This is a genomic window from Actinacidiphila sp. bgisy167, from assembly GCF_965342175.1.
Lineage (GTDB): Bacteria > Actinomycetota > Actinomycetes > Streptomycetales > Streptomycetaceae > Actinacidiphila.
Genome location: NZ_CBDRBL010000078.1, coordinates 15,172 through 33,640, shown reverse-complemented (window position 1 = coordinate 33,640; position 18,469 = coordinate 15,172). Strand labels below are relative to the sequence as shown.

The window sequence follows — 18,469 nt, the reverse complement described above, 5'->3', positions numbered from 1 at the left end:
CCCCCGCCCCCCCCCCCCCCCCCCCCCCCCCCCCCCCCCCCCCCCCCCCCCCCCCCACCCCCCCCCCCCCCCCCCCCCCCCCCCCCCCCCACCCCCCCCCCCCCCCCCCCCCCCCCCCCCCCCCCCGGGCGCTCCGGCGTCTCGGTCACACCGGTCCGGCGACCACCGTGACGCGCTTGGTGAGGGCCACACCCGAACCGTCCCGGCGCGGGTCCTTCGGCGGGAGGTCCGCCGGAGCGCCCGTGGAGGTGGCGGCCCGGGCGGGGGCGCCGCCGGCCCAGGCGAGCAGCAGCATGTCCTCACCCTTCAGGAAGCGCTGGCAGCGCACACCGCCGGTCGCCCGTCCCTTGCGCGGGTACTGGTCGAAGGGCGTGAGCTTGGCCGTACCCTCCTCGGCCCCGGCGAGCGCCTCGCGGGTCCCGGCGAGGGTGAAGACCACGGCGTCCGCCGAGGGGTCGACGGCGGTGAAGGAGATCACCTTCGCGCCCTCCGTCAGTTTGATGCCGGCCATGCCGCCGGCCGCCCGGCCCTGCGGACGCACCTGGCCCGCCGGGTAGCGCAGCAGCTGCGCGTCGTCGGTGATGAAGACCAGATCCTCCTCACCGGTGCGCAGCTCGACGGCGCCGACGACGCGGTCGCCCTCCTTGAGTGAGATGACCTCCAGGCCGTCCTTGTTGGCCGGGTAGTCCGGCACGACGCGTTTGACCACGCCCTGCTCGGTGCCGAGCGCCAGGCCGGGTGAGGACTCGTCCAGGGTGGTCAGGCAGAGCACCTGCTCGTCCTGCTCCAGCGACAGGAACTCCGTGAGCGGCGCTCCGCCGGACAGGTTCGGCGCGCCGGAGCTCTCCGGCAGGATCGGCAGGTCGATCACGGCGAGCCGCAGCAGGCGCCCGGTGGAGGTCACCACACCGATGTCGGCCCGCGCCGTGGTCGGGATCGCCGAGACGATCACGTCGTGCTTGACCCGCTTGCCGTCGGCCGGGGTCGAGGCCTCGCCGTTCGCCGTACGGGCCAGCAGCCCGGTGGAGGAGAGCAGCACGCGGCACGGGTCGTCGGCGACCTCCAGCGGGACCGCCGCGACGGGGGCCGCGCCCGGCTCCATCAGCACGGTGCGGCGCTCGGTGGCGTACTTCTTGGCGACCGCCGCCAGCTCGGCGCTGACCAGCTTGCGCAGCTCGGCGTCGGACTCCAGGATCCGGGTCAGCTCCTCGATCTCCGCCATCAGCCTGTCCCTCTCGGACTCCAGTTCCATCCGGTCGAAGCGGGTCAGCCGGCGCAGCGGGGTGTCCAGGATGTACTGGGTCTGGATCTCCGACAGCGCGAAGCGCTCGATGAGGCGTTCCTTGGCCTGGGCGGCGTTGTCGCTGGAGCGGATGATCGAGATGACCTCGTCGATGTCGACCAGGGCGACCAGCAGGCCCTCCACCAGGTGGAGACGGTCCCGGCGCTTGCCGCGGCGGAACTCGCTGCGTCGCCGGACGACCTCGAAGCGATGGTCGAGGTAGACCTCCAGCAGCTCCTTCAGGCCCAGCGTGAGCGGCTGGCCGTCGACCAGCGCCACGTTGTTGATCCCGAAGGACTCCTCCATGGGCGTCAGCTTGTAGAGCTGCTCCAGGACGGCCTCGGGGTGGAAGCCGTTCTTCACCTCGATGACCAGCCGCAGTCCGTGCTCGCGGTCGGTGAGGTCCTTGACGTCCGCGACGCCCTGCAGCTTCTTCGAGCCGACCAGGTCCTTGATCTTGGAGATGACCTTCTCCGGCCCGACCGAGAACGGCAGCTCGGTCACGACCAGGCCCTTGCGGCGGGCCGTCACGTCCTCCGTCGACACCGTGGCGCGGATCTTGAAGGTTCCGCGGCCGGTCTCGTACGCGTCCCGGATGCCGTCCAGGCCCACGATCCGGCCGCCGGTCGGCAGGTCCGGGCCGGGGACGTGGCGCATCAGCGCCTCGAGATCCGCGTTCGGGTAGCGGATCAGGTGGCGGGCGGCGGCGATGACCTCGCCGAGGTTGTGCGGCGGCATGTTGGTCGCCATGCCGACCGCGATGCCGGAGGCGCCGTTGACCAGCAGATTCGGATAGGCGGCCGGGAGGGTCACCGGCTCCTGCTCCTGGCCGTCGTAGTTCGGCGCGAAGTCGACCGTGTCCTCGTCGATCGACTCGACCATCAGCATCGCGGCGGGAGCGGTACGGCACTCCGTGTAACGCATCGCGGCCGGAGGGTCGTCGTTGCCGAGCGAGCCGAAGTTGCCGTGGCCGTCGACCAGCGGCACGCGCATCGAGAACGGCTGGGCCATGCGCACCAGCGCGTCGTAGATCGAGGCGTCGCCGTGCGGGTGGAGCTTGCCCATCACCTCGCCGACGACGCGGGCGCACTTCACGAAGCCCCGCTCGGGACGCAGCCCCATCTCGTTCATCTGGTACACGATCCGCCGGTGCACCGGCTTGAGCCCGTCGCGGGCGTCGGGGAGCGCGCGCGAGTAGATGACCGAGTAGGCGTACTCGAGGAAGGACCCCTGCATCTCGTCGACGACGTCGATGTCGAGGATGCGCTCCTCGAAATCGTCCGGCGGCGGGGTCTTCGTGGTGCGGCGGGCCATCAGGGCGCTGCTCCTTCGGCTGGACCTCATGGGAAAGGACAAGGGACTGACGCGGACCATTGTGGACCGCCGCACCGACAGTCCGGACCACCCCCCGGCCGCTACGCGGTGGCGACGGGAACTTCGCGGGCCCTTCGTCCGCTGCCTAGAGTGGCAGGTCTCAGCACAAAACAACGAGTACGCGACCGGAAGGACAGCTTGCCCATGGGTCACACGGCCACGCCGGAGGCAGATTCCGGCGGCCTCACCGCGACCGAGTACCGCCTGGCCAACGGCCTGCGCGTCGTGCTCTCCGAGGACCACCTCACCCCGGTCGCCGCGGTCTGCCTCTGGTACGACGTCGGTTCCCGCCACGAGGTGAAGGGCCGCACCGGACTCGCCCACCTCTTCGAGCACTTGATGTTCCAGGGTTCGGCGAACGTCAAGGGCAACGGCCACTTCGAACTGGTCCAGTCCGCCGGCGGCTCCCTCAACGGCACCACCAGTTTCGAGCGCACCAACTACTTCGAGACCATGCCGGCCCACCAGTTGGAGCTCGCGCTGTGGCTCGAGGCCGACCGCATGGGCAGCCTGCTGTCCGCGCTGGACCTGGAGAGCCTGGACAACCAGCGCGACGTGGTCAAGAACGAGCGCCGCCAGCGGTACGACAACGTTCCCTACGGCACCGCCTTCGAGCGGCTGACGGCGATGGCGTACCCCGACGGCCACCCGTACCACCACACCCCCATCGGTTCCATGGCGGACCTGGACGCGGCCTCCCTGGAGGACGCGCGCGCCTTCTTCCGGACGTACTACGCGCCGAACAACGCCGTCCTCGCGGTCGTCGGCGACATCGACCCGGAGCAGACGCTGGCCTGGATCGAGAAGTACTTCGGCACCATCCCGTCCCACGACGGCAAGCCGGCGCCCCGCGACGGTTCACTCCCCGGGGTGATGGGCGGGCAGCTGCGCGAGGTCGTCGAGGAGGACGTCCCCTCGCGCGCGCTGATGGCCGCCTACCGGCTGCCGCACGACGGCACCCGCGAGGCCGACGCCGCCGACCTGGCGCTGACCGTGCTCGGCGGCGGTGAGTCCTCGCGCCTGCACAACCGCCTGGTCCGCCGGGACCGCAGCGCCGTCGCGGCCGGGTTCGGCCTGCTGCGGCTGGCCGGGGCGCCGTCGCTCGGCTGGCTCGACGTGAAGACGTCCAGTGGCGTCGAGGTGCCCGCCGTCGAGGCGGCCGTCGACGAGGAACTGGCCCGCTTCGCCGAGGAGGGGCCGACCGCGGAGGAGATGGAGCGGGCGCAGGCCCAGCTCGAGCGCGAGTGGCTGGACCGGCTCGCCACGGTGGGCGGCCGCGCCGACGAACTGTGCCGCTACGCCGTGCTGTTCGGCGACCCGCAGCTGGCGCTGACGGCCGTCGGGCGCATCCTGGACATCACCGCCGACGAGGTGCGCGCGGTCGCCGCCGCCACCCTGCGGCCCGACAACCGCGCCGTGCTGGTCTACGAGCCCACGGGCTCCGCTGCCGGCGAGGGCTCCGACGAGGACGAGGAGGGCGCGGACCAGTGACCGACGTCCAGACCACCATGACGTTCCACCCGCGGCCGCAGCCGGGGCAGCCGAGGCCCTGGGACTTCCCGGTCCCCGAGCGCTCCACGCTGCCCAATGGACTGACGGTGCTGAGCAGCCGGCGGCCCGGGCAGAAGGTCGTCGCCGTGGAGGTGCTGCTCGCGGCGCCGCTCGACGCCGAGCCCGAGGGGCTGGACGGCGTCGCCACGATCATGGCGCGGGCGCTGTCCGAGGGCACCGACAAGCACACCGCCGAGGAGTTCGCCGCCGAGTTGGAGCGCTGCGGGGCCACCCTGGACGCCCACGCCGACCACCCGGGCGTCCGGGTCTCTTTGGAGGTGCCCGCCTCCCGCCTCGACAAGGCCCTCGGGCTGCTCGCCGACGCGCTGCGCGCCCCGGCGTTCCCGGACGGCGAGATCGAGCGGCTGGTGCGCAACCGCCTCGACGAGATCCCGCACGAGCTGGCCAACCCCGCGCGGCGCGCCGCCATGGCGCTGTCCAAGGAGCTCTTCCCCGCGGAACTGCGCTGCTCCCGGCCGCGCCAGGGCACCGAGGAGACGGTCGCGCGCATCGACGCGGCCGCCGTCCGCGCCTTCTACGACGCGCACGTCCGGCCGTCCACCTCGACGGCCGTCGTGGTCGGCGACCTCACCGGGATCGATCTGGAGTCGCTGCTGGAGAGCACGCTGGGGGAGTGGAGCGGCAAGCCCGCCGAGCGCCGCCCGCTGCCCGCGATCACCGCGGACGACGCCGCGCGCGTCGTGATCGTCGACCGGCCCGGGTCCGTCCAGACCCAGGTGCTCATCGGCCGCGCCGGGGCGGACCGCCACGACCCGGTGTGGGCCGCCCAGGTGCTCGGCACGTACTGCCTCGGCGGCACGCTGACCTCGCGCCTGGACCGCGTCCTGCGCGAGGAGAAGGGCTACACCTACGGTGTCCGGGCCTTCGGGCAGGTGCTGCTCTCCACGCCGGAAGGCACCGGCGTCTCGCTGCTCGGCATCACCGGGTCCGTGGCGACCGACGTCACCGCGCCCGCGCTGGCCGACACCTGGCAGGTGCTGCGCACCCTGGCGGCGCAGGGCCTGACCGACGAGGAGCGCGACGCCGCCGTGCAGAACCTGGTGGGCGTCGCCCCGCTGCGCTACGAGACCGCCTCGGCGGTGGCCGGCACCTACGCCGACCAGGTCGAGCAGTCCCTGCCGGACGACTTCCAGGCGCGGCTCTACGAGCGCCTGGCCGCCACCGGCACGGTCGAGGCGACGGCCGCGGCCGTCAACGCCTTCCCGCTGGACCGGCTCGTGGTCGTCCTGGTCGGCGACGCCTCCGTCATCGCGGACCCGGTCCGCGAGCTGGGCATCGGCCCGGTCGAGGTCGTCACGGGCAACTGACGGACCTGCCAGCCGCGGCCCCGGGCGCCCTCGCGGCGCCCGGGGCCGCGGCGCGCCCGTACCCGTTCAGCGGGCCAGCCGGGCCGTCGCCACGTTGATGCGCGTGCCGCACGGAACGCGTCCGCCGGCTCCGGTCAGGCCCGCGACCCGGTCCAGGAAAAGGGCGCGCAGCTCCGCGGTCCGCTCCTCGTCCAGCGCCTCCATGTCGTAGAAGACCCCGGTGAGGCTCGACCAGACCTCCTCCGGTGTCCCGTCCATGCCGATGACGACCGTCTCCCAGGACAGTGGCGCGAAACCGAGCGGCGCGAGGAGCCCGTCGAGCCCCTCCCGGGTCCGTGTCCTGCGGTCGCCCAGCCGCGGGATGCGCCGCTCCGGCGCCGCCGCCCAGAACGGCCGAGCCACGTCCAGGAAGAGCTCCACGGCCTCGCCGGGGACGGGCCCGCCGCCGACGGCGACCGCGAAGGTGCCGCCCGGTGCGAGCACCCGCGCCGCCTCGGCAGCCACCTGGTCGGGGTCCGCCATCAGCATCAGGGCCATGTGGCTGACCACGGCGTCGAACGAGGCGTCGGCGAAGGGCAGCTCCTGGGCACGGCCCTGCCGCAGGACGGCGCCGGCCAGCCCGGGCCGACGGCGGGCGAGGGTGAGCTCGCCCTCCGACAGGTCGACGCCGCCGTTTCGGCGCCGCGCCCGGCGAGCAGTTCCAGCAGGGCGCCGTCCGCGCAGCCGAGGTCCAGGACCCGCCGGGCGCCCGCGACGCGCTCGGCCAGCACCTCGTAACCGGTCCGGCCGTCGCGGGTGGGGGCGGCCTCGGTCCCCTTCGACTGCAGGCCGGGCATCCGGTCGTGGAAGGCGCGCAGGAAGTCCTCGGCGGCGCGGGCGGCGTCGGTGACCGCCGCTGGTGTCGTGGTCATCCCGTGACCGTACGCACAAGGCGCCGCCGCCGGGCCCGGACGGCCACGCCGCTCCTGTGGCAGCGGTCACATGACTGCCTCGCGCGGTCGCCGCCGGGCCGGCGCTTCGCGAGAACGCTCCCCGAGGGCGCTGCTGCCTCCCGGGGAGCCGGCCTCCGAGGAGCGTGAGGAGCGGGATGAGGCGGCATTGCGGACGGTTGCGACCGGTTGTGATCGGTTGACGTCCGGTGTGGCATGTCGCACACATCGCCGGATTTTTTTGGAGTCGGGAGCAACGCCCGGATAACGTCCTCGGGTTGCCCGGCGGAAGCAGCCGCCTCCCGCGGCACCGGAGCAACGATCGCCGAGTCCCCGTCGGGCGTGAGCCTGGGGAGCCGGGGACCCACCTGTGTCGTCCCTGGGGTGAATCGGGCGGCCCGCGCCGTCCGTAGGAGACCTTCCTGCTCCGAACCCGTCAGCTAACCCGGTAGGCGAGAAGGAAGGAAAGGATTCCGCCTGCCCATGGCGTCGATCTCCATACGCTCCGCCCTGGCCGGCGCCGCCGCGCTGACCACCGCCACCACCGGTGCGTTCGTCGGGCCCGCCGCGGCCGCCGACGCCGGGACCGAGGGTTCGGCCTTCGCCCGCTGCGCCGCTGTCGCCGGGGACCTCGCCACCCAGCTCGCCGACCAGGCGTCGGCCCAGCACCGGGCCGCCGTGGTCGCGCAGAAGCGCCACGACGCCCAGGTCGTACAGGCCGAGCGGGCCGCTCGCGTGCGGGCTGCCAAGGAGGCCGCGGCCAAGGCGGCACGGGAGCGCGCCGCGCGGCACGCGTCGCGCAGCGCCGCGTCGGGCCGCGGCACCCTTGGCGGCTGGATGCTGCCGGTCGCCGGAGCTATCGGCACCCCCTATCACGCGGCCAGCGGCCTGTGGTCCTCCGGCCACCACACCGGCGTGGACTTCGTGGTCCCCGTCGGCACTCCCGTGCACGCCGCCGGTGCGGGCACCGTCGTCGAGGCCGGCTGGGGCGGCTCGTACGGCAACAACGTCGTCATCCGCCACGCGGACGGCATGTACACCCAGTACGGCCACCTTTCGTCGCTGCGCGTGTCCGTGGGCCAGCGGGTCTTCGCGGGCCAGCAGATCGGCCTGTCGGGCGCCACCGGCAACGTCACCGGGCCGCACCTGCACTTCGAGGCCCGCAGGGCCCCGTCCTACGGTTCCGACGTGGATCCGCTGGCGTATCTGCGCTCCAAGGGCGTCCGCATCTGAGCCATCCCCCTCCCCCCACACGAAGGCCCCGGTTCCCCCGCCGGGGCCTTCGCCATACCGGTTCCGCCGGCCGCCGATGTGTCCAAAAATACGCCATGAATTCAGGGCGGCCATCGGTACCGGCGCCGTTCTGGAATAGAGTCTCGGCAGAAAGGCCGACTCCGCCGTTGCACGGGGATTAAGGGACGTCGGCGCGCACCGAAAGGAACCTGCGATATGGGGTCGGACGTGAACGGGACCGGCGGTGCAAGCCCCCGGATTTCGACCCGGACGGTGTGTACGGCGATCCGTGAGGACATCGTCAGCGGGTTCTTCGCACCGGGGAGCCGGCTGACCGAGGAGCAGTTGGCCAAGCGCTACGGGGTGTCCCGGGTGCCGGTGCGCGAGGCGCTGCGCACCCTGGAGTCCGAGGGCTTCGTGCAGACCCGCCGGCACGCCGGGGCGTCCGTCGCCGAGCCGACCGAGCAGGAGGCCGCCGACCTGCTGGACATCCGGGCCCTGCTGGAGCCGCTGGGCGTCGCGCGAGCGGCGCAGCGGCGTACCGAATCGCATGTGAAGGTGCTGCGCGGACTCGTCCGGCTGGGGCAGGAGCGTGCGCTGCGGCGGCAGTTGTCGGATCTGCCCGCGCTGGACGGCTGGTTCCACGAGACGCTGGCCCAGGCCTCCGGCAGCCCTACCCTGGTGGCGCTGCTGACCCAGCTGCGGCACAAGATCGCCTGGGTGTACGCGGTGGACAACCCAGGGCGCGCCGTGGAGTCGTGGGAGGAGCACGGCGCGCTCGTGGACGCCGTGGCGCGTGGCGACGCCGAGCGGGCCCGGCGGCTGACGGCGGCCCATGTGGAGCGGGCCGCGGCGGAGCACCGGCTGCGGCGTCCGCAGAGCACGGGCCGCGGCGCCGCGGCCCGGTGAGGAATCGGAAACACGCCGTACACACTTCGAGCGGCCGGATTTAACAGAAGTGCCGTATAAGAATCGGAGAATGGCGCCCGAATGCTTTCCTGCGTATGGCGGCGTGCGCTGCGCGGAATGTGAACACCAAGACGGAGAGGCGGCCCGGGGGAAATTCAGTCGAATTTCCCCCGGGCCGCCTCGGGTGCCGTATGCCGTCGCCCGCGCGAGGTGTCAGACGGTCTCGGGAAGCTCGTCCAGCCCTTCGGAGACGAGCTTGGCCAGGCTGTCCAGGGCGGTGTCCGCGCCATCGGCGTCGGAAGCGAGCACGACCTCCTCGCCGCCGGCCACACCCAGGCTCAGTACGGCGAGCATCGAGGCGGCGTTGACGGGGGCGCCGTCCGCCTTCGCGATGGTGACGGGCACGCCCAGGGCGGTGGCCGCGCGGACGAAGATCGAAGCAGGACGTGCGTGCAGGCCCTCGGCCCAGCCGACGGTGACGCGGCGCTCAGCCATGGTGTTGCCCTTCGGATCGTTCCTAGGAGGTCTAGACCAGTCTGCCATGTCTCGGACACCGGTCCGTCCTCTCATCGTCGCACCCGTCCCGCGGCGAACGGGGGCCCGTACGCTGGGGCCATGACGACGCCGTCCGACGCGCAGCGCGACTACCCGGTCCACTGGGAGGCGGACGTGGTCCTGCGCGACGGTGGGGCCGCCCACGTCCGGCCCATCGCGCCGGACGACGCGGAACGGCTGGTGAGCTTCTACGAGAAGGTCTCGGACGAGTCCAAGTACTACCGCTTCTTCGCGCCCTACCCCCGGCTCTCCGACCGGGACGTGCACCGTTTCACCCACCACGACTACCGCGACCGCGTCGGCCTGGCGGCCCTGGTCGGCGGCGAGTTCATCGCGACCGTGCGCTACGACCGCACCGACGACGGCGAGGCCGAGGTGGCCTTCCTGGTCCAGGACGCGCACCAGGGCCGCGGCGTGGCCTCCGCACTGCTGGAGCACATCGCCGCGGTGGCCCGGGAGCGGGGCATCCGCCGCTTCGTCGCCGAAGTCCTCCCGGCCAACCAGAAGATGATCAAGGTCTTCACCGACGCGGGCTACACCCAGCAGCGCAGCTTCACCGACGGCGTCGTCCGGCTCGAACTCGACCTCGAGCCCACCGAGCGGTCCCTCGCCGTCATGCGCGCCCGCGAGCAGCGGGCCGAGGCCCGCTCGGTGCAGCGACTGCTCGCCCCCGCCTCGGTCGCCGTCATCGGCGCCGGCCGCAGGCCCGGCGGTGTGGGCCGGGGAGTGCTCCGCAACATCGTCGCGGGCGGCTACACCGGCCGCGTCCATGCCGTGAACCGCTCCTTCCTCCAGGACCTGCGCACGCTCGAACCCGAAGGCGTCCCCGCCCACCGCTCCGTCGCCGAGATTGCCGACCGTGTCGACCTCGCAGTGATCGCCGTCCCGGCGGACGAGGTCGCCGAGGTGGTCGACGCCTGCGGGCGGCACGGCGTCCTCGGCCTGCTGGTGATCTCCTCCGGCTACGCCGAGTCCGGCGCCGAGGGCCGCCGCAGGCAGCGCGCCCTGGTACGGCAGGCCCTCGCGTACGGCATGCGCGTCATCGGCCCCAACGCGTTCGGCGTCCTCAACTCCGCCGAGGACGTCCAGCTCAACGCCTCCCTGTCGCCGCAGACCCCGGGCGCCGGCCGGCTCGGGCTGTTCACCCAGTCCGGAGCCATCGGCATCGCGCTGCTGGCCGGGCTGCGCCGGCGCGGAGCCGGGCTGTCGTCGTTCGTCTCGGCGGGCAACCGGGCGGACGTCTCGGGCAACGACATCCTGCAGTTCTGGTACGACGACCCGGCCACCGACGTCGCCCTGCTCCACCTCGAGACCCTCGGCAACCCGCGCAAGTTCTACCGGCTCGCCCGGCGTACCGCCGCCGTCAAGCCGGTCGTCGTGGTCAAGGGCGCACGGCACTCGGAGGCCGCCCCGCCCGGACACGCGGTGCCCCCCGCCCGCATCCCCGACAGCACCGTCTCCGCCCTGCTGCGGCAGGCCGGCGTCATCCGCACCGACACCGTCACCGAGCTGCTCGACACCGGGCTGCTCCTGTCGTGCCGGCCGCTGCCCGCGGGACCCCGCGTCGCGATCCTCGGCAACTCCGAGTCGCTCGGCCTGCTCACCTACGACGCATGCCTCACCGCGGGCCTGGAACCCGGCCGCCCCCTCGACCTGACCACCGCCGCCGCCCCCGAGGACTTCCGGACCGCTCTCGCGGCGGCCCTCGCCGACCCCGCGCACGACGCCGTCGTGGTCACCGCCATCCCGCGCGTCGGCTCGGAACTCGTCGAGGTGCCCGCGAGCAGCGACGACCCGGAGCTGGCCGAAGCCCTCCGCGCCGCCGCGGACGGGGCCGGTACCGGCAAGCCCGTCGTGGTCGTCCACACCGCGCTGGAGGCCATGGCCACCCGGCTCGCGGCCGTCCGCGTCCCCGCCTACGGCGCCGCCGAGCGCGCGGTGAAGGCACTGGCCGCGGCCGTCGGCTACGCACGGTGGCGCAGGGACACCCGCGTCCCCGGCAGGGTGCCGGAGTTCGAGGACGTCGACGAGGCGGGCGCACGACGGGACGTCACGCGGCTGCTCGGCGAGGCCGAGAGGACGTCGCGCGCCGCCCGCGCGCCCGACGAGGCCGGCGCGCTTGCCACCGCCACCGGGGAGCGGGAGCAGGACGAGGCCGCGGAGCCCACCGCCACCCACGGCGTCACGCTCGACGACCGCGCGGCCGCCGAGCTGCTCGCCCGCTACGGCATCCCGGTGCGGCCCGCGCTGCCGGCTCCCGGGATCGACGCGGCCCTGGAGGCCGCCGGCCGGCTCGGCTACCCGGTGGCCCTCAAGACCACCGCGCCCCACCTGCGGCACCGCGCCGACCTCGGCGGCGTACGCCTGGACATCGCCGACCCCGAGGACCTCGTCCGCGCCTTCGGGGAGCTGACCGCCCGGCTGGGCACCCCGCAGGAGCTGTGCCCGGTCGTGCAGGCCATGGCACCGCGCGGCGTCGACACCGTCGTACGCGCCACCGTCGACCCCGCCGCGGGCGCCGTGCTCTCCTTCGGCATCGCCGGCGCCCCCTCCGAACTCCTCGACGACATGGCGCACCGGCTGGTCCCGGCCACCGACCGGGACGTCGCCGAGCTCGTCCGCTCCATCAGGGCCGCCCCGCTGCTGTTCGGCTGGCGCGGTGCGGAGCCGGTGGACACCGGTGCCCTCGAAGAACTGCTGCTCCGGGTGTCACTGCTGGTAGACGACCTGCCCGAGGTGGTCGGCGTCGAGCTCGAACCGGTCGTGGTCGCCCCCGCCGGCCTCACCGTGCTCGGCGGCTCCGTACGTCTCGCCCGGCCCCCGGCCCGCACGGACCTCGGGCCTCGGGCACTGTCGTCCTTCTGAACACATGCTCCGCATTAGGATGGTCGCCATGGCGAAGACCGGTACGACGACCCAGGGGCTGCGCGCGGCCATCGAACGCAGTGGCTACTACCCCGCCCTTGTGGCCGAGGCCGTGGAGGCCGCCGTCGGCGGGGAGCCGGTCGCGTCGTACCTGGTCCACCAGGAGACCACCTTCGACGCGAACGAGGTCCGCCGACATGTCACCGTCCTGGTCCTGACCAGTACCCGCTTCATCGTCAGCCACACCGACGAGCAGAGCGCCGACGACACCTCGCCGAGCCCCTACGCCACCACCTCCTCGGAGTCGGTCAAGCTCGAGCGGATCTCGTCGGTCGTGCTGAGCCGGGTGGTCGCCAACCCCGAGTCGTACACCCCGGGCACCCTGCCCCGCGAGGTCGTGCTGACCATCGGCTGGGGCGCGGTGAGCCGCATCGACCTCGAGCCCGCCGCCTGCGGAGACCCCAACTGCGAGGCCGACCACGGCTACACCGGCTCCTCCACCGCCGACGACCTCAGCCTGCGGGTGAGCGAGGCGGGCGACGGCCCCGAGACCGTCCGCCAGGCCCTGGCCTTCGCGCAGGCGCTCTCCGAGGCGACCGCGGGCGCGGCCTCCTGATGGTCCATCCCGCCCCGTCCTACGAACCGCTGGATCCGTACGCCGCGCCCGCCCCCCGCTACGGCGACGGCGCGCTGAGCGACCTGCTGCCCGCGGTAGCCGCCGGGCTCGGCGTCCCCGGTGTCCCACGGACGGCCCTCGACCTCGCGCCCGCCGACCGGGTGTGCGTGTTCCTCGTCGACGGCATGGGGTGGGAACTGATCCGCCGCCATTCCGATGAGGCGCCGTTCCTCACCTCCCTGATGGCCGGCTCGGCCGCCGGCAGCGGCCGGCCGATCACCGCGGGCTTCCCCTCCACCACCGCGACCTCGCTCGCCTCCGTCGGCACCGGCCTGCCGCCCGGCGTGCACGGCCTGGCCGGCTACACCGTGCTGAACCCGGACACCGGCGAGCTGATGAACCAGCTGCGTTGGCAGCCGTGGACCTCACCTGCCGACTGGCAGCCGCACCCCACCGTCTTCCGGCTCGCCCAGGAGGCCGGGATCGAGACCTGCCAGGTCACCTCGCCCACGTTCGAGCACACCCCGCTGACCAAGATCGCCCTCAGCGGCGGCACCTTCCACGGGCGGCTCACCGGCGAGGAACGCATGGACCTCACCGCCGAGCGGCTCGCCGCGGCCGACCGGGCGCTGGTCTACACGTACTACAGCGAGCTGGACTCCATGGGCCACCGCCACGGTGTCGACTCCGACGCCTGGCGCGGCCAGCTGATGACGGCCGACCGGCTGGTCCAGCGGCTCGCCGAGCAACTCCCGCCGCGCAGCGCCCTCTATGTCACCGCCGACCACGGCATGATCGACATCCCCTTCGACCCGGAGTCGCGGATCGACTTCGACGAGGACTGGGAGCTGCGCGCCGGTGTCGCCGTCCTCGGCGGCGAGGCCCGCGCCCGCCACGTCTACGCGGTGCCGGGCGCCGCGGCCGACGTCCACGCCGTCTGGAGCGAGGTGCTCGGAGAGCAGATGTGGGTGGCCTCCCGCGAGGAGGCGATCGCGGCGGGCTGGTTCGGCCCCGTCGTGGAGGACCGGGTGCGCGGCCGTATCGGCGACGTCGTCGCCGTCGCCCGGGACGACATCGCGATCGTCGCCACACGCACCGAGCCGGGGGAGTCCACCATGGTGGGTCTGCACGGCTCCATGACCCCCGTGGAGCAGTTGGTGCCGCTGCTCGAAGTCCGCACCTGACGCATCGCGCCCGTACCGCCCCTTCCGACCCGCCCACCGCCCGCCCGAAAGGCCGCCGCCTCCTCATGCCTGAGCTCGTGTTCTTCTCCGGAACGATGGACTGCGGGAAGAGCACCCTCGCCCTGCAGATCGAGCACAACCGCTCGGCGCGCGGACTGGAGGGCCTGATCTTCACCCGCAACGACCGTGCGGGCGAAGGCGTCCTGTCCTCCCGGCTCGGCCTGGAGACCAAGGCCGTCGAGGCGGCCGACGACTTCGACTTCTACGGCTACCTCGTCACGCACCTGTCCGCCGGGGCCCGCGCCGACTACGTCATCGTCGACGAGGCCCAGTTCTTCACCCCCGACCAGATCGACCAACTCGCGCGCATCGTCGACGACCTGCGGCTTGACGTCTTCGCCTTCGGGATCACCACCGACTTCCGCACCAAGCTCTTCCCGGGCTCCCAGCGGCTGGTGGAGATGGCCGACCGGATCGAGGTGCTCCAGGTCGAGGCCCTGTGCTGGTGCGGCGCCCGGGCCACGCACAACGCCCGTACGGTGGACGGGAAGATGGTCGTCGAGGGCGAGCAGGTCGTCGTCGGCGACGTCAACCGCCCCGGCACGGCGATCGGCTACGAGGTGCTCTGCCGCCGCCACCACATCCGGCGGATGACAGCGGCCGCGGCGCGTGCGGCGGCCATCTCCCCGGACGTCCTGCCGGTCGACTGACCGGCGCGGTGCCCGCACACCTTCGCCGGTTGCAGGGTGGGTGACGAAAAGGGAGAGGGGTGGCTCCCTCCGGCCGCGGTACGGTTCCGTCATGTCCCGATCAGCCGATGGCGCCCTCTCCCAGCCCCCCGTCACCGCGGACGACCTCGACCTTGCCGTGCAGCTCGCCCTGGCGGTCCTGCGCGCGGCGCCCCCGGCCGCGTGGGAAGGCAAGGCCGGTGGCCTGGAATGGGACTGCTGGGAAACCGCCGAGCACCTCAGCGACGATCTCTTCGCCTACGCCGTGCAACTGGGCCCCAGAACGCCGCCCTTGGACGGCGATGTGCCCTTCGTGTGGGAGAGCCGACGTCCCGGCGGCCCGGCGAACGCCGTTCACGCGAACCGCGAGGCGGGGCCGGCCGGTCTGCTGCAGGTCCTGGAAGCGAGCGGCGCGCTGCTCGTCGCGATGGTGCGCACGACGCCTCCGCAGACCCGTGCTCACCACGTCTTCGGCGTCTCGGATCCCGAGGGTTTCGCCGCGATGGGGGTCGTGGAGACCCTGGTGCACGCGTATGACCTGGCACAAGGGCTCGGCCTCGCATGGAGCCCGCCCGCCGGTCTGTGCTCCCGGGTGCTCGCTCGGCTGTTCCCGCACGCACCGTCGTCCGCGGCTCCCTGGCCCACCCTCCTATGGGCCACCGGACGCTCCGAACTGCCCGGACACCCCCGTCTCACCACCTGGCGCTGGGACGGCACCCCCCGGGGATAGACGCGGGCGTCTCGCCGCAGGGGCAGGCCCCCTGCGTTCGGGGCGCGAGCGCTACCGGGCACCGCCGTCCGGCTGCGGCAGGGGGGCGGTCACCGTGAAGACGGCGCCCTCGGGGTCCGCCACGGTCGCCTGCCGGCCGTGCTCGCTGTCGTGCGGCCCGCCGAGGACACCGCCGCCCAGTTCGCCTACCTGCTGGACGGCCTCGTCGGTGTCGGCCACCTGGAAGTACGTCATCCAGTGCGCCCCGCGGTCCGGCGGCAGGGACCGGCCGACACCGCGGACGCCGCCGACCGGACGACCGGCGAGGTGGAGGGTGAGGTGGTCGGTGCCGGCGGAGACCAGCGCGTCGGCCTCCAGTCCGAAGACCGTCGAATAGAACGCGCCGACCTGCGCGGTCTCCCGGATGGCCAACTCGTTCCACACCGGCGCGCCCGGCTCGCCGAAGATCTCGGTGCCCCGGTGGCGCCGAGCCTGCCACACCCCGAACACCGCGCCCGCCGGGTCCGAGGCGACGGCCAGTCGTCCCGCGTCGTCCGCGTCCAACGGGCCGACGCCCACCGTGCCGCCGCAGATCCGGATCAGCTCGGCGGTCTTGTCGGCGTCGTCCGAGGCGAAGTAGGTCGTCCAGGCGGCCGGCAGGTGCCGGTCCCGGGGCAGTTCGCCGATGCCCGCCACGCTCTGACCGCCCAACGTGGCGCGTACGTACGGGCCCAGTGCGTGCGGACCGGGACGGAACTCCCAGCCGAACAGGTGACTGTAGAACTCCTGTGTGGCCTCGACGCTGCGAGTCAGCAGGCTGACCCAGCACGGTGTGCCGTGCGGGTGGCGGTTCCCTACCTCGGTCATCGATTCTCTCCTGGGAAGCAACGCTCGGGCTTGCCGGGGACGTGCCGCAGCGATGCTCGCACCACCGGGTGTGCCGCGGACCGGAACCGCGCCGCAGGTTTCCCGCGCCGGGGGACCACAATGGGCTCATGCATCCTGTCATCACCGTAACGGAACTGGCCGCGCTCCCGAAGGGCTCCTCAGGAGGCGCCACGCTTCTGGATGTCCGCTACCAACTCGGGGGCCCGCCCGGCCGTCCCGCCTACGAGGCCGGGCACCTGCCCGGCGCGCACTACGTCGACCTGGAGACCGAGCTCGCCGGGGCGCCCGGGACGGCGGGGCGTCATCCCCTCCCGGATCTCGCGGTGTTCACGGCCGCCATGCGCCGCGCGGGTGTCGGCCCGGACCGCGACGTCGTGGTCTACGACGGCCATCTCGGCTGGGGCGCCGCCCGCGCGTGGTGGCTGCTGCGATGGGCCGGGCACGAGCGGGTACGCGTCCTGGACGGCGGGCTGGCGGCTTGGACGGCGGCCGGACTGCCCCTGGAGACGGACGTTCCCCCCGACGAGAACGGCGAGTTCACCCCCGCGCCGGGCGCGCTTGCCGTGCTCACCGCCGACGACGCTGCGGCACTGGCGCGGCGCGGGGTCCTCCTGGACGCCCGGGCGCCGGAGCGCTACCGGGGCGAGACCGAGCCCATCGACTCCGTCGCCGGTCACATCCCCGGCGCGGTCAACGCCCCGACCACGGAGAACGTCGACCCGGGCACCGGTGTCTTCCTCGCGCCTGACGAACTGGCGAAGCGCTTTGGCGCGGTGGGCGCCACGCCCGGGGCCGAGGTCGGCGTGTACTGCGGCTCCGGCGTTTCCGGAGCCCACGAAGTGCTGGCCCTGGCGATCGCCGGAATCCCCGCGGCGCTTTACGTCGGCTCCTGGAGCGAGTGGTCGAGGGCGGGCCGCGACGTCGCGACGGGGCCGCAGCCGGGCTGACGCGGCGTCGGCGCCGGCGCAGCCGCGCCGCCACGCGAAGGAGCACGCCGGGCACCGCGCGAAAGACCGCTCGAAGGAGTGCACCCAGGAGCGAGCCGAGGACCGGACCGAGTCACCGCCTGACAGCGCGGTGCCTCAAGGCCGGTCCCGGTCATTCCTGCTTCTTGCGCCGGCTTCCGAAGACGATCTCGTCCCAGCTCGGCACCGTCGCCCGTCGCCCCGGCCGGACCCCGTCCGCCTCGGCCTGTCGGTCGGTGGACCCGACCAGCCGGTCGCGGTGGGCGCCGACGGAACGCGGCATCAGGACGTCGGCGTACGCGGATCCCGCTCCGGCGCTCGCGGCGGGAGCAGGCGGCGCCTCCTCCTCCACGGACGTGTCGTCCTCCGCAGCCGGCGTGTCGGGGGAGGGCGGCCCCGCCTGGGCCGGCACCACCATGTCCCCACGGAAGCTCGGGACCGCCTCCAGAAGACTGGTCAGGGAGTCGCGCTCCTCCTCCGCCCGCTCCTCGGCCGTGCGTTCGGCCCGGTCCGGGCGCTCCGGCCGGTCGAGCACACGGTCGCGCGGGAGCCGTGCGATCCGCGGCACGAAGGGGTAGCTCGGCTCCTGCGCCTGCTCCTGGGTGGTCTCGCCGATGAGCGCGCGCGCCTCGTCGTCCACGGCCTGGACGAGCCGGCGGGGCGGGTCGTACGTCCAGCTCGCGGAGTGCGGTTCGCCGGCCACCCGGTAGACCAGGAGCACCTCCCAGGTGCCGTCGTCACGGCGCCAGGAGTCCCACAGGATGCTGTCCTTCTCGGCGCCGCGCAGCAGCAGCCGCTCGGCGACCGCCTCGCCGAGCTGTGGACCGGTGCTCTCGCCCTGGCGCCGCACCGCGGTCTTGCGGGCGCGCTCGGCCATGAACGCGCGCTCCGCCAGCACGGGGCCCTCGAAGCGCCGCACGCGCTCCACTGGGATCCCGGCGAGCTGGGCGACCTCCTCCGCGGTGGCGCCGGCTCGTATCCGCGCCTGGATGTCGCGCGGGCGCAGATGGCTCTCGACCTCGATCTCGATCTGGCCCAGCCGCGCACGGTCGTTGCGGATGGCGGCACGCAGGCGTTCGTCGATCGGGAGTGTGTACTCCGTGCTGTCGGCAGCCTTGAGCACCAGTCGTGTGCCGTCGTTGCTGACAGCCACGACACGCAGTTCGGGCACGGTTACCTCCCGGGTGGTGCCTGCCGACGTCACGTGCGTCGCTGCTCCCGATGGACGAGTGTGACCTGCCCGGGTGCAGCCTGCCACAACCTTGCTGAGTTTCCCGGCGTGTCGGGCATGTGCCGTGACGCGCCGTTATGGCACGGTTACCTTTTCGCGACGCTGGATGATCACATGCCTCA

Annotated in this window: 15 protein-coding genes and 1 riboswitch; of the genes, 10 read left to right on the top strand and 5 right to left on the bottom strand. The window is 73.4% G+C overall.

Going from position 1 to position 18,469, the window contains the following annotated elements; translation table 11 throughout:
- Positions 1–145: 145 nt before the first annotated feature.
- Complete coding sequence (locus tag ACRWND_RS24675) at positions 146–2,596, bottom strand: DNA gyrase/topoisomerase IV subunit A (RefSeq protein WP_431952997.1); 2,451 nt, start codon at positions 2,594–2,596, stop codon at positions 146–148.
- Positions 2,597–2,800: 204 nt separating this feature from the next.
- Here ACRWND_RS24675 and ACRWND_RS24670 point away from each other — a divergent pair, with 204 nt between their 5' ends.
- A complete protein-coding gene (locus ACRWND_RS24670) occupies positions 2,801–4,147 on the top strand; it encodes a M16 family metallopeptidase (protein WP_431952995.1) in 1,347 nt (448 codons plus the stop codon).
- A gap of 17 nt (positions 4,148–4,164) precedes the next feature.
- Positions 4,165–5,535 carry a M16 family metallopeptidase gene (locus ACRWND_RS24665; protein ID WP_431953001.1) on the top strand — a complete coding sequence of 457 codons (1,371 nt, stop codon included), beginning with the start codon at positions 4,165–4,167 and terminating at the stop codon, positions 5,533–5,535.
- A gap of 66 nt (positions 5,536–5,601) precedes the next feature.
- Here the strand turns inward: ACRWND_RS24665 and ACRWND_RS24660 are convergent, their stop codons facing one another.
- Positions 5,602–6,693 carry a class I SAM-dependent methyltransferase gene (locus tag ACRWND_RS24660; protein ID WP_431952993.1) on the bottom strand — a complete coding sequence of 364 codons (1,092 nt, stop codon included), beginning with the start codon at positions 6,691–6,693 and terminating at the stop codon, positions 5,602–5,604.
- Positions 6,694–6,777: 84 nt separating this feature from the next.
- A riboswitch (cyclic di-AMP (ydaO/yuaA leader) is annotated at positions 6,778–6,933 on the top strand.
- 14 nt (positions 6,934–6,947) lie between these two features.
- Between ACRWND_RS24660 and ACRWND_RS24655 the strand changes: the two genes are divergently transcribed.
- Together ACRWND_RS24655 and ACRWND_RS24650 are read left to right on the top strand one after the other, a co-directional pair.
- The gene (locus tag ACRWND_RS24655) at positions 6,948–7,697 is read left to right on the top strand and encodes a M23 family metallopeptidase (protein WP_431952991.1); all 750 of its coding nucleotides are present in this window, start codon (positions 6,948–6,950) and stop codon (positions 7,695–7,697) included.
- A 216-nt stretch (positions 7,698–7,913) separates the two neighbouring features.
- Positions 7,914–8,606 carry a GntR family transcriptional regulator gene (locus ACRWND_RS24650; RefSeq protein ID WP_431952989.1) on the top strand — a complete coding sequence of 231 codons (693 nt, stop codon included), beginning with the start codon at positions 7,914–7,916 and terminating at the stop codon, positions 8,604–8,606.
- Positions 8,607–8,819: 213 nt separating this feature from the next.
- Here ACRWND_RS24650 and ACRWND_RS24645 read toward each other — a convergent pair whose 3' ends face one another.
- Positions 8,820–9,101, bottom strand: a complete 282-nt coding sequence (locus ACRWND_RS24645; RefSeq protein ID WP_431952987.1) for an HPr family phosphocarrier protein — start codon at positions 9,099–9,101, stop codon at positions 8,820–8,822.
- 120 nt (positions 9,102–9,221) lie between these two features.
- Here ACRWND_RS24645 and ACRWND_RS24640 point away from each other — a divergent pair, with 120 nt between their 5' ends.
- The 5 genes from ACRWND_RS24640 to ACRWND_RS24620 all read left to right on the top strand — a co-directional run bounded on the left by ACRWND_RS24640 (position 9,222) and on the right by ACRWND_RS24620 (position 15,284).
- Positions 9,222–12,026 (top strand): GNAT family N-acetyltransferase, encoded by a 2,805-nt coding sequence (locus tag ACRWND_RS24640; protein WP_431952985.1) that lies wholly within the window; start codon positions 9,222–9,224, stop codon positions 12,024–12,026.
- A 28-nt stretch (positions 12,027–12,054) separates the two neighbouring features.
- Positions 12,055–12,642: a DUF5998 family protein gene (locus tag ACRWND_RS24635; RefSeq protein WP_431952983.1), complete on the top strand. Its 588-nt coding sequence runs from the start codon at positions 12,055–12,057 to the stop codon at positions 12,640–12,642.
- Positions 12,642–13,826: an alkaline phosphatase family protein gene (locus ACRWND_RS24630; protein ID WP_431952981.1), complete on the top strand. Its 1,185-nt coding sequence runs from the start codon at positions 12,642–12,644 to the stop codon at positions 13,824–13,826. Before ACRWND_RS24635 ends, ACRWND_RS24630 begins: the two co-directional genes overlap by 1 nt.
- A gap of 65 nt (positions 13,827–13,891) precedes the next feature.
- Complete coding sequence (locus tag ACRWND_RS24625) at positions 13,892–14,536, top strand: thymidine kinase (protein ID WP_431952979.1); 645 nt, start codon at positions 13,892–13,894, stop codon at positions 14,534–14,536.
- A 91-nt stretch (positions 14,537–14,627) separates the two neighbouring features.
- On the top strand, positions 14,628–15,284 hold the full coding sequence (locus ACRWND_RS24620; RefSeq protein ID WP_431952977.1) for a maleylpyruvate isomerase N-terminal domain-containing protein: 657 nt from the start codon (positions 14,628–14,630) through the stop codon (positions 15,282–15,284).
- A gap of 51 nt (positions 15,285–15,335) precedes the next feature.
- Here ACRWND_RS24620 and ACRWND_RS24615 read toward each other — a convergent pair whose 3' ends face one another.
- On the bottom strand, positions 15,336–16,130 hold the full coding sequence (locus ACRWND_RS24615) for a VOC family protein (protein WP_431952975.1): 795 nt from the start codon (positions 16,128–16,130) through the stop codon (positions 15,336–15,338).
- A gap of 128 nt (positions 16,131–16,258) precedes the next feature.
- On the opposite strand from ACRWND_RS24615, the gene ACRWND_RS24610 reads away from it, so the two are divergent.
- Complete coding sequence (locus ACRWND_RS24610) at positions 16,259–17,098, top strand: sulfurtransferase (protein WP_431952973.1); 840 nt, start codon at positions 16,259–16,261, stop codon at positions 17,096–17,098.
- A gap of 151 nt (positions 17,099–17,249) precedes the next feature.
- Here ACRWND_RS24610 and sepH read toward each other — a convergent pair whose 3' ends face one another.
- Positions 17,250–18,320: a septation protein SepH gene (sepH, locus tag ACRWND_RS24605; RefSeq protein WP_431952971.1), complete on the bottom strand. Its 1,071-nt coding sequence runs from the start codon at positions 18,318–18,320 to the stop codon at positions 17,250–17,252.
- Positions 18,321–18,469: the final 149 nt, after the last annotated feature.

Excerpts from the sequence above, each read along its gene's own strand:
- ACRWND_RS24670 (WP_431952995.1), top strand. The coding sequence starts at position 2,801 with ATGGGTCACACGGCCACGCCGGAGGCAGATTCCGGCGGCCTCACCGCG.
- ACRWND_RS24650 (WP_431952989.1), top strand. The coding sequence starts at position 7,914 with ATGGGGTCGGACGTGAACGGGACCGGCGGTGCAAGCCCCCGGATTTCG.
- ACRWND_RS24665 (WP_431953001.1), top strand. The coding sequence starts at position 4,165 with ATGACGTTCCACCCGCGGCCGCAGCCGGGGCAGCCGAGGCCCTGGGAC.
- ACRWND_RS24625 (WP_431952979.1), top strand. The coding sequence starts at position 13,892 with ATGCCTGAGCTCGTGTTCTTCTCCGGAACGATGGACTGCGGGAAGAGC.
- ACRWND_RS24640 (WP_431952985.1), top strand. The coding sequence starts at position 9,222 with ATGACGACGCCGTCCGACGCGCAGCGCGACTACCCGGTCCACTGGGAG.
- ACRWND_RS24660 (WP_431952993.1), bottom strand. The coding sequence starts at position 6,693 with ATGTGTGCGACATGCCACACCGGACGTCAACCGATCACAACCGGTCGC.
- ACRWND_RS24610 (WP_431952973.1), top strand. The coding sequence starts at position 16,259 with ATGCATCCTGTCATCACCGTAACGGAACTGGCCGCGCTCCCGAAGGGC.
- ACRWND_RS24655 (WP_431952991.1), top strand. The coding sequence starts at position 6,948 with ATGGCGTCGATCTCCATACGCTCCGCCCTGGCCGGCGCCGCCGCGCTG.
- ACRWND_RS24675 (WP_431952997.1), bottom strand. The coding sequence starts at position 2,596 with ATGGCCCGCCGCACCACGAAGACCCCGCCGCCGGACGATTTCGAGGAG.
- ACRWND_RS24645 (WP_431952987.1), bottom strand. The coding sequence starts at position 9,101 with ATGGCTGAGCGCCGCGTCACCGTCGGCTGGGCCGAGGGCCTGCACGCA.
- ACRWND_RS24615 (WP_431952975.1), bottom strand. The coding sequence starts at position 16,130 with ATGACCGAGGTAGGGAACCGCCACCCGCACGGCACACCGTGCTGGGTC.
- ACRWND_RS24635 (WP_431952983.1), top strand. The coding sequence starts at position 12,055 with ATGGCGAAGACCGGTACGACGACCCAGGGGCTGCGCGCGGCCATCGAA.
- ACRWND_RS24630 (WP_431952981.1), top strand. The coding sequence starts at position 12,642 with ATGGTCCATCCCGCCCCGTCCTACGAACCGCTGGATCCGTACGCCGCG.
- ACRWND_RS24620 (WP_431952977.1), top strand. The coding sequence starts at position 14,628 with ATGTCCCGATCAGCCGATGGCGCCCTCTCCCAGCCCCCCGTCACCGCG.